Here is a 16,536-nt window from a genome sequence, read left to right as displayed (position 1 = left end):
ACCCCATGCACAAATGGCTGTATCTGCTGGTGGCGATCATCAGTGAGGTTGCCGGGACATCCGCGCTCAAGTCGGCCGAAGGGTTCACCAGGCTCTGGCCGTCGTGCGTGGTTGTCGCGGGATATGCCTCTGCCTTCTACTTCCTGTCGCTCACGCTGAAATCAATCCCGGTCGGCATTGCCTATGCGATCTGGTCCGGCCTGGGAACGGCGCTGGTCGCTGTGGTTGCCTGGGCTTTCATGGGGCAGCGGCTCGATCTGCCGGCGGTCTTCGGCATTCTGCTGATCATTGCCGGCGTGCTGGTCCTCAATCTCTGCTCCACATCGGCGACGCACTGACTGACCGGCGGCGGGGACGGCCCCGCCGCCCGAACATCCACGGGGACGACCCCACGAATCGGAAAGGACGACATCATGACGTGGGTAATCCTTGTTCTCGCTGGGCTGCTGGAGGTGGGCTGGGCCATCGGGCTGAAATTCACGGAGGGGTTCACCCGGCTCTGGCCGACGGTGCTGACGGTGCTGGCAATGGTCGCCAGTTTCTGGCTGCTGGAAATCGCCATGAGGACGCTACCGGTGGGCACGGCGTACAGCGTCTGGGTGGGGGTGGGCGCCGTTGGCACCGTGCTCCTGGGGATCGTGCTGTTCGGGGAACCGGCCAACCCGGCCCGATTGATCAGTGTTGCACTGATCGTCGCCGGCATCATCGGGCTCAAGCTCTCTTCGCCGGCCTGAGGATGCCCGCGGCGGCGGCCCCCCAGCCAACCGTTGCTCCCCTACTGAAAATACTCGGAATGGATGGAGGTCCCCATGTGGGACGAGGCGAACTGGGCGACCACGGCCACGGCAAAACCGAAGATGAAAAACCAGGCCGCCATCCGGCCGCTCATGCGGAAAAACCGACGCAGGTGCAGATAGGTCCCGAAGATCAGCCAGGTCATGAGTGACCACGTCTCCACCGGATCCCACCCCCAGTACCGCCCCCACGACCGGTAGGCCCAGATGGACCCGGCCAGCATGCCGATCGCCCAGAAGATGAAGCCGAAGCCGGCAAAGCGGTAGGCGTGGAGGTCGAGATCCTCCAGGTCCGGCAGGCGCTTGAGCCAGTCCGGAGGGGTGGGCCGGGCCTTGAGCAGGTAGAAAATGGAAAAGGCCAGGGCGATGATCAGGGCGCCGAGGGCGATTTTGTAGAACGAGATGTGCAGTACGAGCCAGATGCTGCTGAAGGTGGGCGGCAGCGAGCGGATGCCGGGGTTGTAGAAATTGGCCAACGCCACCATCAGGAACACCAGCGGCACGACAATGAGGCTGGCCGGCCGGATGCGCGGGAAAGCCCGCTGGAAGCCCAGGAACAGCACCATGGCGATCCATGCGTCCGACAGCAGCACCTCGCTGGGGGCCATGTAGGGGCCGTGACCGACAACCCGCCACCAGTAGACCAGTGAGGCCGAATGCAGGGCCAGCCCCAGCCACAGGGGCCAGTAGCTGCGGCGCTCCACCACGGCCTTCCGGAAGATGATGCCGCTTGCATTGAGGACGGTCGCCGCCACGTAGCAGCAGACCGCCAGCCAGTTCATTGCCACGTATACCGATGCCTGGTCAGCCATGCGCTCCCCCGCCGTTCACCATCCGTTTCAACGAATCCGGTTCATCCCGGTAGAATCCGGAAAATCTCGCCGCCCGCCAGGACACCGCCGTGCCGCCGGCGGCCCCTCCTGCAAGCGATACCTGGCGGGGCGGGGTGAAATAGTGGAGGACACCGCCCAGACAGATGACAAAGAAACCCGCAAATATCAGGGGCATTCCGGTTACGTTCACCATGATCAGCCGCGACCAGGGGGCGAAGCCCAGCAACCGGAAGCGATACTGCCCGATGGCCCCCTCACCGCCCGGCTGCAGGGGAAGCCGGCCCACCTCCCGTCCGTCCCGGTCCAGGCGCAGGGTGAGCAGGGGGCTGACCCGGTCGAAGCCCTTTCCCTCCCCATCCACCAGGTACTTGGCCCGCACCAGGAAACCGTCGCCCAGCAGGTTCCGGAAATCGTTATAGCTCGGCAGGTCAGGCGTGTCGGGATGCATGAACTGGAGCTGGAACACCTTCTGCTCTCCTGTCGGCCCGGTCACCTCCACGAAAAAGGCATGGCCGAACTCCACCCCTTGATAGAAGCGGATGCCCCGGTGGTTGAGAATACGGTTGATGGCAACGGTCTCTGTTTCGGCAACGCCGTTATCGGACAGAAAGGTCAGGGTCGAGGCCAGCTCCCGTACGGCGAGGTCCGGGCCGAAGCGGTACGCGACCCGGTCGAGCCGCACGGCGTCCGGCAGGTGCAGCGGACCGGCCAGGAGCCCATGCTCCTCTCGCAGCAGGGGCTGGGACGGGTAGTGGATGGCTCCCTCGGCCAGATGTATCACTCCCTGCTGCTGGGTCAGGGCGATGCACAGCGAAGCGACAATGGTGAGCACCATGCCGAAATGGAGCAGGGTATTGCCCCAGTACCCCCAGGGATGGCGCACCAGCCGGATTTCCCCATCGAATGTGCCCTGGCCGATGAACCCGTTGGCCATGAGGAGGCGGGAAACCTCCTCCGGCGTACGGGCAACGGAAAAGCGCCGGTCCCCGGCCATGCCGCCGGCGGGAAGCACGGTGCGCTGCCATGCGGCGAGCGCCTGATGCCGGGTGGACAGGGCAAGGGAGATCGTTCCGCCGGCAAGGATAAGGCGAAGCCGGGATGCGTGTAGATGCGGTGCAGGCCCAGCAGGTTGCTCCAACGGCAGAGCAGCGGGTGGGCCGACTGCCACGCCTGCATTTCTTCGGGCGGGGTCAGAAAGCGCTGAGGAATGAACGCTGCCAGGGCAATGGCGCAGAGCGCCAGGAGAATGAGGCTGATGACGGTGCCGCGTGCCAGGAAAAACCGCTCGATCCGCTCCATGGTCAGGGGTGCCGTCCCTGGGCGCCGCCGGGCGCCTGATTGACGACCCTCCCCTTGCGGTCCAGCACCGGCCAGGGGACCACATTATTGGTGCTGGTGCCGCTGATGGTGTTCACCCCGGTGATGAGCCAGCGGCCGTTCTCTTTGTTCAGGACATATCCCATGCGGTAGATGAAATCCTTTTCCTCGGCGTATTTTTCGTTGGTGGCCATCCGGTAATGGGTGAAGTCCCAGGTTTCCTCCGTTTCCACCATTGTCTCGGAACTGCCGCGCCGTTCGACATTCAGGAACCTGATTCTCTTGAGCTTCGACTCCATCCGCAACTGGCCCTCGCCGAGGGCGGCCATGTGGTGATAGAGCTTCAGCGCGTGCTCGTGGGTGGTGACTTCCATGAGGAGATTCATGTTCTGGGTCCGGTAGCCCTGGACCAGCAGGTCATTGTAGCGGCGGATGGCCGCCTCGATCTCGCCGGTATCGCCCATGGTGCAGGCAGAGCAAACTGCCAGCACAACCGCCAGCAGGACCATGCCGGGACGCACCCGCCCGGAGCTGGCGGCGCTCCTGCCGCGCGCCCCGGACGTTGCCCCGCCGGGGTATCCGCCGAACCCACTCCCCATCACCAGGAATAGGCCTTTGTGCTGTTGTCGGTGTGCTTGCCCCCGCAGATGGAGGAACAGCTGACATTGTTGGCCCCCATATAACCACTGGCCGGCAGGACGGCGCTGGTCAGGTAGGAGCCGGAGAAGGCGCCGCCGTTGCCGTCGGGCTTGTACCGCGAGGGAGCGTTGCCCCCGGTCAGGAGACGCGGCACCTTGCCCCCGTGGGGGACCCTGATGTGGCAGTTGACGCAGGGCCTGCTGTGTCCGCCCAACGACTTGGTGTGACCGTAGCCGCCCGCGGCCCAGGTGTGGCAGTTGAAGCAGAAGTTGTTGGCCGGTGGCGTGGCCGTGCCCGTTCCGGCCAGCAGGGTCCCGCCGGAGGAGGTGCCGTTGGCCGCCGCAGACGTGAAGGGCCAGTTCTGGTACATGCCCGTCAACAGCCACTTGACGGTCGAACCGTGGGGGCCTGGGCCGTGGCCGAGGTGCTGGTATCCCTGCCGTGGCAGTCGGAGCAGGTCATCACCTCGCCCGGCTGCCAGCCGCCGGTCAGGGCTGCCGTCGTCAGCCGCCGGTTGCCGGTGGACGGCAATGGCTGGATCACCGGATGGTACGAGGCGTTGTTGGGATTGAACTCCAGGCCGATGTTGGTCCAGCGGGCCGCCCCCAGCGACGGCGACGTCACGTTCCAGTAGCGCAGGGTATTGGTGGCCGGATCGGTGGCGGCGTGGCACTTGAAGCAGATCTGGTACTCGTAGGCGGCCTCGCTCACCATGGTATAGGTGCCGTTGGTCCAGCTCCCGGAATAGCTGACACTGGCGCCGGACACGCCGCGCTGGCTCCGGGACACGGCATTGTTGTTGGTGATGATCCGGTAGACGCTGCCGCTGGCCGGCGCGGTCCACCCGGACACGGTGATGGTGGTGGCGGTATTGCCGCTGATGGTGACCGTCTGGCCGGCGCCGGAGCCCGAGATGATATTGATGTAGGCATCGACCCACTGGTTGGGCACCCAGTTCTTGTCGCTGTTGACCAGGGTAGTGGAACTTCCGCCCGTGGCAATGCCGTAATCGCCGTGGAGCCCGTTGCGGGTCGCGTGGGGATTGTGGCAGTCCACGCACTCGATGTGCCTGTTCCGGGCGATGTAGGCCAGGGTTTCATTCTGGCGCGAGGGGAGATGGATGCCGGAATAGTGCTGGGTCGCGTGGCCGTAGCCAGGGGCGCCGGGGTCGGCGTAGCTCCAGGCCACGCTGCCGGGCAGCGTCAGCTCGCTGGGCGCGTGACTGCCGAAGTAAAATGAGGCGGTGTAGCCGTTGGTGCTCGTGGTTGTCGTCTCCAACGAAAGATCGACCACGATCTTCTCCCCTGCGTTGAGGGTGAGGGCGCCCACGTTCACCGGTATCTGGCGCACGGTGCCGGGGGCTCTGGCAGTGGAAAGCTCGGTGGCATAGGTCCCCCTGGCGATGATGGTGGCTCCCATGGTATCGGCAGGGTTGTTCCACTTGTAGACCATGTACCTGATCCTGGCGTTCTGGGCCGTTGATGACTCGCGGCAGTAGAGGTTGATGATCCAGGTGCCGGCGGGGACGGTGGTGGTGCTGTAGACCGCGGGCGAGGTAAAGGTGACCATGCGCCAGTAGCTGGTGCCCTCCAGGGTGGTGCCCTGGTCCTTGGTTTCGTAGGCGACCGTGGTTTCCCAGGGGGACATGGCGCGGCCGATCCAGGTGCCTCCGCTGAAGGAATCGCCGGTATTGTGCTGATTCGGCATGGCCTCAGCAGGCGTCTCGGCCGCGGCCGGCTTGAAGTACAGCTTGCTGGTGAGGCTGTAGGTCGGGTTCGCGGCCCGGAAATCGCGGTTGGCGGCAAAGATGTCCTGGGACGCCAGGCTCATGGACGCCACCCCGTAGTAGTCCTTGTCGGCAACCGCCTTGGGAGGACCACCCCCCGGGTCGGCATCGCCGGACAGGCTGTGGCAGCGGTAGCAGATCTGCTCTTCGGCCACCTCGCCCCCTGTTGCGCCGAGGGAGCCCTGGAGCCGCCGGATGCCGCTGTTGTGATTGCCGAAGGAATCGCCGGAGCCGGTATAGCTCATGAATACCGACGTCTCGTTGACCAGGGCGTTGTGGCACTTGGAGCAGTTGCCCTGGAACCGGCTGCCGTCGCTGAAAAAGCTGGCCGGTACGTTGTACTGGTGGGCTGACCCGGAGTAGTTGGCCAGGGTGACGGGCGGCGTTCTGGTGGCATTGGTTTCCTGCTTGCGCCGTACCGTGGACTTGGTTCGCTCCGTGGCATGGCAACTGATGCAGATACCGCCGCCGGAGGCGCTGTAGTCGGAATTGGTGAAGTTTGCCGTCGTGGTGGGCGTTGAGCCGATGGCGGTCCTCAGGTTGTAGGACCGGCCGGCACTGTTGGTGTTGAGATCGGGGCTGAAGATCGTGTGATCCACATGGCACATGGTGCAGGTCCGGCTGGTGTAGTTGGTGCCGCCGGTGGCGCTGCCGTCGGGGATGGTGGTCGGATAGGTCCGGCCGTAATCATACATGGCATGATGGTAGGTATCGGTATCCTGCATGGGGATGTTGTGGCAGTCGGTGCATTTGTAGGAAGTGTTCCACGTGACCGTGCTGGTGGCCCGCTCCAGCGGCGTGGACGGCGTGGTGGTCACGTCGAGTCCCACCGGATGGCAGGAGACGTTGGAGCATCTGCTCCCCGCGGCGTTGTAACTGTAGGCGACAGTGACCACTGTCGAGTTGGCGGTGTTGTCACCGTCCCGGAAGGTGCCGCCGGGAGACACATCGTAGGATTTGTTCAGGTGTTTGCGCTTGTCGGAGATCGAGGTACTGGAGGCGGTCGTGGCCGCGTGGCAGTTGGCGCACTGCATGGAGACGGCAGGGAGGCTGGTCTTTGCGGTGATGTGGACGCCATGGGCGTTCCCCTTTGCCTGTCCCCTGTAGGTGATGGAGCCGGAGGCATAGAGGGGGGCGCCGCGCCGCCAGTCATTGGCGGGCGCAGCGGCATTGCCGTGGCACAGGTTGCAACTGTAGGAACTCTTGTTGGCGGTGCTCCAGGCAACTGCCGAACGGCCGGCCTGGCCGGCGCCGCCGGAGTGACAGTAGGTGGCGGTGCAGCCGGAGGAACCGGCGGTCCAGTTGAACCCGTTGTCATTGCTGTAGACCGTGCCGGTTCCCGAGTAGCTGCCGCGCACGCCTGCCGCGGAATAGCCGAAATAGACCTGGGCCGCCTGGCTTGCCGCCAGAGCGCCGCCTGCATGGGCCGAGCCGCCGGCGGGGGAATGGCAGGACGAGCAGGCAAACCGGTAGGTGGCCGCGTCGCCGGTGCCGTTGCCGGGCGCCATGGCATAGGAAGAGGGCAGATTGGCCCCCTCCCAGTGGATCTTGTGGGCGGAATTGGCTGCCCAGTGGGCATCGGTGGCCCGGGCGCTGTGGCAGGAATTGCAGGCGGTGGATCCCCCCCAGGCCGGCGACGGGGAGGTACCGTGGCAGTAGGTGGCCGAACAGGTCTTGGCGGTGCTGTCATAGGTGCCGGACTTGCCGTTGATGGCCTTCATGGCCACGTTGCGCGCCTGGTTCAGGTGCAGGGTCGAGTAGTTGCGCAGCTTGTTGGCAACGGCTGCGTCCACGGTCCGGCAGTGGCAGGCGGCGCAGCCCGTGGTGGCGGTAATGCCGAGGCTTGCCACGTGGCGCTGGTGGCTGTTGGCCGTGGCCGTTCCGGCGCCGCCGTTGGCGTAGTTGGGCTCGCCTGCCGCTGCCGCGAAGGCGCTGTCGGCTCCGTGGCAGCCGTTGCAGCCGTAGCCGGTGGCGCTGGTCCAGGCGGCCACGGCCCGGTAGACCGGTGTGGCCTGGCCCGAACTGTGGCAGTACACGTTACTGCAGACCTTTGTGCCGGAGTTGTAGCTGCCGGCCATGGTCCCATAGTAGTCGCGGGTCTTGTTGACATGGTACTGGGTGCCGGTGGTCCCATGGAGCGTGCTGTTGCCGCTGACGGTCCTGTTGTGGCACTTGACGCACCCCAGGCTGTTATTGGTGCCAAAGATCGCCGCATTGTTCACGTGGGCGGCATGCTTGCCCGACAGGGTGGTGCCGCCGCTGCCGTCCTGGGGTGCCGTGGCGCTTCCGTGGCAGCCGGTGCAGCCCAGGGACGCGCCGCCCCAGGCCAGGGGGGTCTGGGCGTAGTGGGGGGTGTCCCGGCCATCGCTGTGACAGTAGATATTCGTGCACGAGCCGTAGCCGTCACCCGGCTTCGGTGTGCCGCCGTAGGCAGCGGTGGCGCCGTAGTAGTCGGGGAATCCCACATTGACTTCATAATTGGCGTGTTTCTGGCTGATCCGGTTGTGGCAGACCGCTGAACTGCAGGCCGTGGGGTTGAATCCGGTCAGGGTGGTGGCGTGACAGGCCGCGCAGCGGGTTTCGCTGCTGGCAATGCCAAAGGTATAGGCCAGGTGCCTGCTGTGGCTGCCCGAGTTCATGATGGTCGGCGTGCCGTAACCGCTGTGGGTTGCGCCGTTGATGCCGTGACAGGTGCCGCACTGCCCCGTTGCGGCGGATCCCCAGGTGGGAGTCGTATAGGTCGGCGGCCAGGTGCCGCTGTTTCCCTGGCCGCTGGAGTGGCAGTAGACGTTGGTGCAACTGCCGTAGGCGCTGCCCGGGGCCTTGGCCATGGGAGACGGCACCCCGCCGTAGGTGCCGTTCACCGCCGTTGTGGTGCTGTCGAACGCCACGTTGACCAGCTTGTTCACATGATTGCCGTAGGTGCCGATGGCCATGGCCGGGGTGACGGTGGCAGCGTGACACCTGACGCACCTGACCGTGGTATAGCCCAGCCCGAAGCCGTCCACATGGGCCCGGTGGCTGCCGCTGGCCATGGCCGAGCCCGAAGAGCGGTCGGACTTGTGGCATCCGTTGCAGGCAAGGTTTCCCCCCCAGGCTGCGGCCTGGTTCGGGGCGTCGAATGCCGACGACTTGGTGCCGGGGCTGTGACAGTATGTGCCGGAGCAGGTGCCGAAGACAGTGCTCTGACTCGGCAGGTAATCGTTTACCGGCCCGGAATAGCTGCCGCTGCCATTGTTCGGCGCGGCAGCGAAGCTGACCTGCAGGTCCCGGCCGGCGCTGGTGGCATGGGCAAAACGGGCCGCCCCCTCCTTGGCCCCATGGTCGGGATGGCATTTACCACATGAAGAGGTACCGGTACCGTAATAGGCCCCGTGCCTGCTCCCCCCGACGGGATGGCTGCCGGTGGCCGGCGCACTTCCGTGGCACGTGCCGCAATCGGCGGTGGAGGCAAGGGGCGGGCTGCCCCAGACCGGCGTTACGGTTTCAAAATGGCAGTTGACGTTGCTGCAGGTGCCCGGCACCGCCGAGGCGCTCTGGGCGAAGGACGTGCCGCGGCTGTAGGTGCCGACGGCCGGTGACGCATTAATGTTGGAAGCGATGGCAATGGTACCGTCGCGATGGCTTGCCTGGTAGCCGCTCGTGCCGTGGCAGACCGTGCAACTGTCTGCCGTGGCGCTGCTTGCCATGTGAGTCCGGTGATTTCCCTTGAATCCTCCGGTGGAGATAGTCCGGAACGCGCTGTCTTCCGGGCGATAGTCACTGGTTGCCGCAGTTCCGTGGCACTGGTAGCATTGGATGGCGGCCCGGACTTCGCCCACGCCGGTCAGGACCGGTGAAATACCCGCAAACACCACCGAGCACCACATCATCGCTATTTTCCAAGATCGCGTATTCACAGTAACCTCACTACCCACAACTACCGTAATACTATGTGAACGCTACGCTAAATAACTGACACCTACTGCACGGAAAGTCAAAATTACGACAACATACCGATTGACAATAACTTTCAAACGCAGGGACTTGAGCAAAATCAATGCGTTACACGACACCCCCTTTGCCAACACCCCACGCACGCAGTAAGGTCATTCATAAAATAGCAAATTGGATACCAACATGTGATAAAAATTTAATAATAACCAAATAACCGCAAACACTGTAGTTTAATATCCATCTCGCTTCAATTGCACTGGCTTTGTTTATTTTCCTTGCACGTTAAACAGATACGGGGGAACGGAGGGTTCAGAAGGAGGGTCGGACAGGAGGGAAAGGCCACCTTCCGGAGGTGCGCCAGCGACAGAAAAAGGGGCCGGCCATTACTGGCCAGCCCCTTGACTCAACCGCTTTCGCGTTTTCCAGTGTGGTGCGGACACTCAATATCAGTCCCTGGCGTGGCACTTGTTGCAGAGCACACGCTGGTAGGGGGAGAACGCCTGCGGATGCCTCCCGTAGTATGCCTGCCGGGTCTCGGCCACGGTCCGGCCCTGGGCCTGGGAGGGGTTCATGACCGGATCGGGCCAGATGGCATTGCCGGAGGCATCGGCCACGGTGATGTGGTTGGAGTCGATGGCGAACCGCGTCATATGGCTGAAGCCGGAGGCATGGGCACGGTGGCAGGAAAGACACGACACCTTGTCCGTGGCGGCCGGGCCGGCGGTGGTGGCGGTTGCCTCCTTGAGGGCCGTGAGGTCGGTCACATCCCCCAGCTCGAACGGGACGAGGGAGAGATAGGCCGTGGCAACGGTGCCGTCCAGACTGCCCGTCTTGCGGTAGGCGTTGTAGGTCTGGGCCACGTCGCCGAGCTGCTTGTCGGCCGGGTGAAGCGAAGAACCGGGGGCAGAATGCATGAGGGCATGGCAGTTGGTGCACCAGGCAGAGGTCCCCTTGCCGTAGGAAACGCGGGTGTCGCTGGATTCTTCGGACCGGTTGTAATCGACGGGCGCCACCGCAAAAGGCGCTGCGTGGGCAAAGGCCGGGCCGCCGGCCAGGGATTTGGGTTTGTAGCCGACCCCCGCCAGGAGCCGGTAGGTACCCACGGCGGACCCCGCGTCGGGGAGGGAACCGTAGGAGCCGGACCCCCTGATCGGCTTGCCGCTCGTGGCCTGGACCCCGTTCTCCACTATGCGGTACGTACCGTGCGGATCGTGGCAACTGGAACAGTGGAGGCTGTCGGACGGATAGGGGGTGGAGCTTCCCGGAGCGTTGATATTGGTGGTGTCTGCCACATAGTTGAAGTCGAGGGCGACAATGTTGTGGCCATGCTGTTCGCCGCGAATCCCCACCGAGGCTGAGCCCGGCGCGGGAGCCCAGGAATAGGATTTTTTCAGCCAGCCGAAATCGCCACCCGGGGTGAGCTGCAGCGGCGGCGACCCCACGGGCATGTCGTTCTCGGCAGTGGAGACGTGATAGGAGGTGGGACCGGTGTCTCCGGCCTGCTGATGGCAGTTGAGGCAGGCAGAGCTCTGGTCCGATCCCCTGAGAAGGAACGGGCCGCTCTGAAAGCGGGCGCTCGAACCGGTCATGGCGGCGCCTTCGCTCGTGTTGTGCATGGTGTGGCACCCCTCGCACTGGGCCGCACCGCCCGAATGGAAGGCTCCGGCCGGCGTCGCAATGCAGATGGCTGCCAGTACCGCAGATACACACCCCGCCTGCAATGATTTCATGATGTTCTCCAATGCCGATAACATAGTCTCAACTCATGTAACTCTTTTCGGCACAACGGAAATTTTCTTGAACGCATTTGTGGTGGCACTGATTATTTTTGCCCGTCGACGCCCCCTTGCCCCCCCTGCAACCCGTAGTACACTATGAAACCGGGACCTTATCTCCGGGACAGGGCACCAGGAGGCGCGCCATGGGCATTCCACTCCGCGTTCTGATCATCGAAGACTCCGAAGACGACATGCTGTTGGTGCTGCGGGAACTCCGCAAGGGGGGATACGAGCCCGATCATGTGCGGGTGGAGACCGCCGCCGAGATGGTTGCGGCCATGGCGGCGCGGGACTGGGATCTGGCCCTCTCGGACTACGTCCTCCCCCGCTTCAGCGGCATGGACGCGCTGCGGCTCTGGCGCGAGCGGGAGGAGGATCTGCCGTTCATCGTGGTGTCGGGCAAGATCGGCGAGGAAACGGCGGTGGCCGCCATGAAGGCGGGGGCCAACGACTATCTCATCAAGGGAAGCACCTCCCGGCTGGTGCCGGCCATCGCCCGCGAGCTGCAGGAGGCGGAAGTGCGCCGCAAACGCCGGGAGGCCGAACAGGCCCTGGCCCGGAGCGAGGAGCGCTACCGGCGGCTGGTGGCTGCCGTGTCCAACTACACCTACACCGTGGAACTGGCGGAGGGGCACGTGACCCGCACCTCCCACGGCCAGGGATGCCTGCCCGTGACCGGCTACACGTGCGACGAATACGATACCCGCCCCACCCTCTGGTACGAGATGATCCACGATGAGGACCGGGACCGGGTGCTGGCCAGCATCGCCCGACTGGAGGCCAGGAAGGGAGTGGTGACCCTCGAGCACCGGATCGTCCGCAAAGACGGCGAAGTCCGCTGGGTGCGCAACACCATCGTCCCCACCTGGGACGACGCGGGCCGGCTCACGGCTTACGACGGACTCATCGCCGACATAACCGAGCGCAAGGAAGGGGAACTGACCCGCCAGATCCAGACCGTGGCCCTGAAGGCGGCTGCCAATGCCATCGTCATCTGCGACCCGGAGGGAGGATCATCTGGGCCAACCCCGCCTTTACCCGCCTGACCGGCTACCTTCTGGACGAGGTGGCGGGCCGCGGCATCGGCATCCTCAACTCCGGCGTGCACGGCGAGGAGTTCTACCGCGACCTGTGGCACACCATCCGCGCGGGCACGGTCTGGCACGGCGAGATGATCAACCGGCGCCGGGACGGCTCCCTCTACCCGGAAGAACAGACCATCACGCCGGTGCGGGACGAGCGGGGAGCCATCCGCTGCTTCATTGCCATCAAGCAGGACATTGCCGAGCGGAAACAGGCCCAGGAGGCGCTGCTGGAGAACGCCCGCCTCGCCTGCGACATGCAGTTGGCCCGCCAGATCCAGCGGTCGCTGCTGCCGGAGATACCGCCGCCCGTGCCGGGCTGCCGGTGCGCGGGGCGCTGGGTGCCGGCAGCCCACGTGGGGGGCGACTACTACGACTTCTTTCCCCGGGAGGACGGCTCCCTCGACCTGGTCATCGCCGACGTGTCCGGCCACAGCGTCGGCGCGGCCCTCATCATGACCGAACTGCGGAGCGTCATCCGCTCCCTGGTCCATGCGGGGGGAACACCCGCCCGGATCGTCGGCTCGCTCAACGCGCTGCTCCATGAAGACCTGTCCCGGGCAGAGCTCATCATCACCCTCTTCTATGCCTCCTACTCCCCCGCCACCCGCACCCTCGCCTTTGCCAGCGCCGGCCACAGCCCTCCCCTGGTCTGCCGCCGCCGGGGGGAATGCCGCCAGATCGACGCGGAGGGTCTGATCCTCGGCGTCCACCCCCTTGTGGAGTACGAGCAGCAGGAAGTCCCCATGGCCGCCGGAGACATCCTGCTGCTCTACACCGACGGCATCACCGAGGCGACCGGTCCGGGCGGGGAATTATTCGGCACGGCCAGACTCGCCCGGGCAGTGGAGGAGGAACGCGAACGCGAGCCGGAGGAGTTCCTCGACGCCATCCTGGCACGGCTGCGGATGTTCACGGGGGGGGTGCCGTCCGGCGACGACATCTGCATGGCGCTGCTGAAGGTGGGGGATTAGCCGGCAAGCCGGCTCAGGACCAGCAGAAAGTTGCGGGTGAGGAGGGGATGGAACTCCCGGCCCCGCTTCTCCAGCAGGAGGCCGGCTATCTGACGGAGTTCCATGGAATCGCGGTAGGCGCGGCGGGTGCGCAGGGCATCGAAAAAGTCCGAAAGGGTCGTCATCTCGCTGCAGAGGCTCTGGCGCCAGCCGTCTGCAACGGACGGATAGCCGGAGAGGTCGTGCTTCAGGTGGTGCTCGAAGGTGGCAACCACCGCAAGCCGCGGCACGCCGGGTGTTTCAGCCAGACAGCGGGCCCCCATGAGGGGATGGCGGCGCATGACGGCCCACTCGTCATCATCCAGTTGTCCCGGCTTGGTGAGTATCTCGGGGGGGACGAACATCTTGCCGATGTCGTGGAGCAGGCCGGCAATGCCGATTTCCTGCAGAAGCGGCCCCTCGATGCCCAGGGCCATGGCCTGAGCCAGGTTGAGGACGCAGACGTTCACCGAGTGGGTGAAGGTATATTCGTCAACGTCCCGCAAAGGGGCCAGGGCCGCCAGGGGGCTGGCCTGCTCGCGCAGGGCGGTGATGAAGCCCGCCACCAGGTCGGCCAGGCCGGCCACATGACTGCGCCGGTGGCGGACGACCCCTTCGTACAGTTCCATGAAACGGCCGATCTCCAAGGCGGGCAGGCCCGAGACGGAGCCGTCGCCGTCCGTGCCCCCGGAATAACGGACCTCGACCCGGCCGAACCGCACGTGGGGGGACGAACGGAGTTCGCCGCCCGCAGCCCCCGCCCCGGCGAGAACCGCTGCCAGGACCGCCAGTTCCTCTTCAGTCACGCCGCGCAGGAACTTGAGGTGCCCGATCCCCCGGGACGTGAGCATCCCTGCGAGGCGCTGCAGAAACAGCCCCCCATCGAGGGGCGTTCCCTCCATCAGGATCTCGCCGTCAATGACCACCAGCGACAGGGACTCCTCCGCTTCGAGGGCCGCTGACAGTTCTGCGAACGCCTCGGAGCGCAGAAGGGTGACGCGGGGATGCTGCGCCGCGTAGAGGGCGGCGCCGGAAATGGCCGTAACCAGCGACCTGAGTGCCCCGAGCAGTCGTTGGCGCGTCGCTTCGTTCATCGGTCCCTCGCTTCGGCGAGCCTGAGCGCGGCCCGCGCTGCACCGGCGATCTCGCCCCCGACCGCAGCCGCAGCCTCGCGCAGCAGGCGCAGGGGCTCCTGGCCCGGGAAACGGGGGAGCGAGCGGACCACCTCCAGCTTCACCTGATTGAGGGCCGCGGCGCGCAGCAGGCTCCTGCTGCCCAGAATGCGCGCCAGCTCCGGCAGGGCTGCGGGATCCCCCGTCTCGGCCAGTGCCCGGACCGTGGCGCAGCGCACCTCTGGATCGGCGGCAGCGCCGCCGCGCCGCAGGAGTTCGATCACCTGTGCCCGGACCCGCCGGCTCGCATTACCGTCCACCAACGGCACCGCCATGAGCAGGGTCCCGCGGTCGGAGCTTTCCAGCCCGCGGAGAAGCCACTGCTCCGCCTGGGGATCGCGGAATCCGAGCAGGGTGCGGGCCGCCTCCTGGCGCACCTTGGGATGGGGATGCGCAAGCAGTTTTCTGGCGGATGCCGCGCCGGCCGAGTAATCGAGCTGCCGGAGAAGTACCAGGAGGTTTCGCACGAAGTACCACCGGCCGTCTTCCAGGAGGGCGACGGCGGCAGCGCCGGCCGCGGCGCCGAGCCCCACCAGGCAGTCCATGTACCAGCGCCGGAGCGTTATGGACTCCTCCACCGCCAGCCGGTCCAGCAGAGGCGTCACGCAGGGCGGACCGATCTGCGAGATGATCTGCCGGATCTCGCCGTGGCGCACTTTCCCCCAGATGGCGGGCGCGTCGATCAGGGCCGCCACAAAGGCGGGAGCGCCGATCGCCTCCCGCAGGGCAGCGCCTGCACCGGCCTTTTCCAGAACGTGGATGCGCAGGAACAGCCCCCCCAGGGAACCGAAGTCTCCGGTGGCCAGGTAGTACTCGGCAAGCTCTGCCAGGTTCGACGCAAAGGGGTCGGCTCCGCCGGGCTCCAGGCGGATGATTTCCATGATGACTTCTCCCGTCTTGACCGCCGCGTTTTCCGATTCCAGCTCCAGCCGCAGGGGCTCCAGTTCGGGGAGCACAACCCGTTGCGCCCCTGCCCGCGTCAAGCGGGAGAGGTCGTCCTCATAGGGCTGGGGAACGAAGGACCGGCTGTCCCCTTCCCGCAGAACGGTTTCCAGCCGGCGCGCCATCTCCGTCGCCCCGGCCGGGTGGGACGGCGGGGCCGCGCCGGCGGCCGGAGAGGGATCGGCCAGGCCGAAACGCTGAAAGAGATCGAGCAGTACGGGAGGGATGGATGAGCCGCGCTCGGTCAGGCCCGTGAAGGCCTCCATGACCGCCCCGTCGGACAGGGCCGCGGCAACCCGTTCCGCCATGGCGGGATGGCGCGCCAGGGCCGCAAAGGCACTGCCCAGGAACTGGCGGCGCAACTCGGGGGTGAGCAACTCGGCCAGTTCGGCCAGGCGGGCCGTCTGGCTCTCGTCGCATCCCGGCCCCTGCTCGGCCTCCCGCACGTTGCGGAGAAACGCGGTAATGACCGCATCGTAGCTCTTCTGCCGGCTCTCCGCTGCGCCGCCGAGACAGCCGTTCATGAGCCGGGCCAGTTCCTCAGGCGCCAGGGTGCCGTGATGCCCGGTCACCGTGCCGAAGGGGTCGAGGGTGCCGTCGAGCATCCCCCGCACGTACCGCTCCCAGAGCGAGAGGTCGTCCTGATCGGCCGCGGGGGCCGCAATACGCTCGTCCTCGGTCACGTGGAACAGGCCGTAATCGAGCCCCGTCACCTCGAGCCCCAGGATGGCATCCTCGCTCATCAGCCGCCCCAGGCCGCCCCGCTGGCGGATCTCGTCGCGCCGGAGACCGAGCAGTGTGCAGAACCGGATCAACTCGTCGGCGGAGACGCCCCGTTTCACCGTAAGCAGGGTGAGCCCCCGCTCGGAGAGAAACCGGGCCAGGTCGCGGAACACGAGGTTCCGGCGATCCAGGGGGTGGCCAGCGAAGAGGATGGTGTCGCGCGCGATGCCCACGGTGGCGCGTTCCTCGCCGGCGAGGAGCAGATCCGTCTGGCCGGCGACCTTCTCCGCCGCGGAGCGGATGGCCGGATGCCCCTTCGGGTAGGCCGAGACCGCCCGCCTCAGGATATTCAGCTCGATGATGAACGAGGAGAGGATACCCGGCTCGATGCCGGCAATGCGTATGTCTGAGTTCGTATCAGTCAACCGTGACCGCTCCCGTGACACCGTTCCCGCGACTGCCGGGTCCGGCTCATTGCCGGTGCATCGTAAACGAAAACGGCATACCGTGCAACGTATGCCGTCGAAACCGCTCCGCAGGGG

7 protein-coding genes and 3 pseudogenes are annotated in these 16,536 nt (G+C 65.7%); 3 read left to right on the top strand and 7 right to left on the bottom strand.

Annotated features, from left to right (window positions below):
• The first annotated feature begins 5 nt into the window (after positions 1-5).
• The gene (locus tag A2G06_03695; protein ID ANA39615.1) at positions 6-338 is read left to right on the top strand and encodes a multidrug transporter; all 333 of its coding nucleotides are present in this window, start codon (positions 6-8) and stop codon (positions 336-338) included.
• 75 nt (positions 339-413) lie between these two features.
• Positions 414-734, top strand: a complete 321-nt coding sequence (locus A2G06_03690; GenBank protein ID ANA39614.1) for a molecular chaperone — start codon at positions 414-416, stop codon at positions 732-734.
• A gap of 41 nt (positions 735-775) precedes the next feature.
• Here the strand turns inward: A2G06_03690 and A2G06_03685 are convergent, their stop codons facing one another.
• The 5 genes and pseudogenes from A2G06_03685 to A2G06_03665 form a co-directional block, all read right to left on the bottom strand.
• Complete coding sequence (locus A2G06_03685) at positions 776-1,606, bottom strand: cytochrome C biogenesis protein ResC (GenBank protein ANA39613.1); 831 nt, start codon at positions 1,604-1,606, stop codon at positions 776-778.
• A pseudogene (locus A2G06_03680) lies at positions 1,599-2,926 on the bottom strand (ResB-like family cytochrome C biogenesis protein). The gene A2G06_03685 and the pseudogene A2G06_03680 overlap by 8 nt, the downstream one beginning before the upstream one ends.
• Positions 2,927-2,928: 2 nt before the next feature.
• On the bottom strand, positions 2,929-3,453 hold the full coding sequence (locus tag A2G06_03675; protein ANA39612.1) for a hypothetical protein: 525 nt from the start codon (positions 3,451-3,453) through the stop codon (positions 2,929-2,931).
• An 89-nt stretch (positions 3,454-3,542) separates the two neighbouring features.
• Positions 3,543-9,241 (bottom strand): annotated as a pseudogene (locus A2G06_03670) (cytochrome C).
• A 510-nt stretch (positions 9,242-9,751) separates the two neighbouring features.
• On the bottom strand, positions 9,752-11,035 hold the full coding sequence (locus tag A2G06_03665) for a cytochrome C (protein ID ANA41586.1): 1,284 nt from the start codon (positions 11,033-11,035) through the stop codon (positions 9,752-9,754).
• Positions 11,036-11,226: 191 nt separating this feature from the next.
• On the opposite strand from A2G06_03665, the pseudogene A2G06_03660 reads away from it, so the two are divergent.
• A pseudogene (locus A2G06_03660) lies at positions 11,227-13,139 on the top strand (histidine kinase).
• Here A2G06_03660 and A2G06_03655 read toward each other — a convergent pair.
• Positions 13,136-14,251 (bottom strand): HD family phosphohydrolase, encoded by a 1,116-nt coding sequence (locus A2G06_03655; protein ID ANA39611.1) that lies wholly within the window; start codon positions 14,249-14,251, stop codon positions 13,136-13,138. The pseudogene A2G06_03660 and the gene A2G06_03655 sit on opposite strands and share 4 nt — an antisense overlap.
• A complete protein-coding gene (locus A2G06_03650) occupies positions 14,248-16,419 on the bottom strand; it encodes a PBS lyase (GenBank protein ANA39610.1) in 2,172 nt (723 codons plus the stop codon). Before A2G06_03650 ends, A2G06_03655 begins: the two co-directional genes overlap by 4 nt.
• Positions 16,420-16,536: the final 117 nt, after the last annotated feature.

This window comes from Geobacter anodireducens (genome assembly GCA_001628815.1).
Classification (GTDB): domain Bacteria; phylum Desulfobacterota; class Desulfuromonadia; order Geobacterales; family Geobacteraceae; genus Geobacter; species Geobacter anodireducens.
This window is presented reverse-complemented; position numbering and strand designations above follow the sequence as displayed.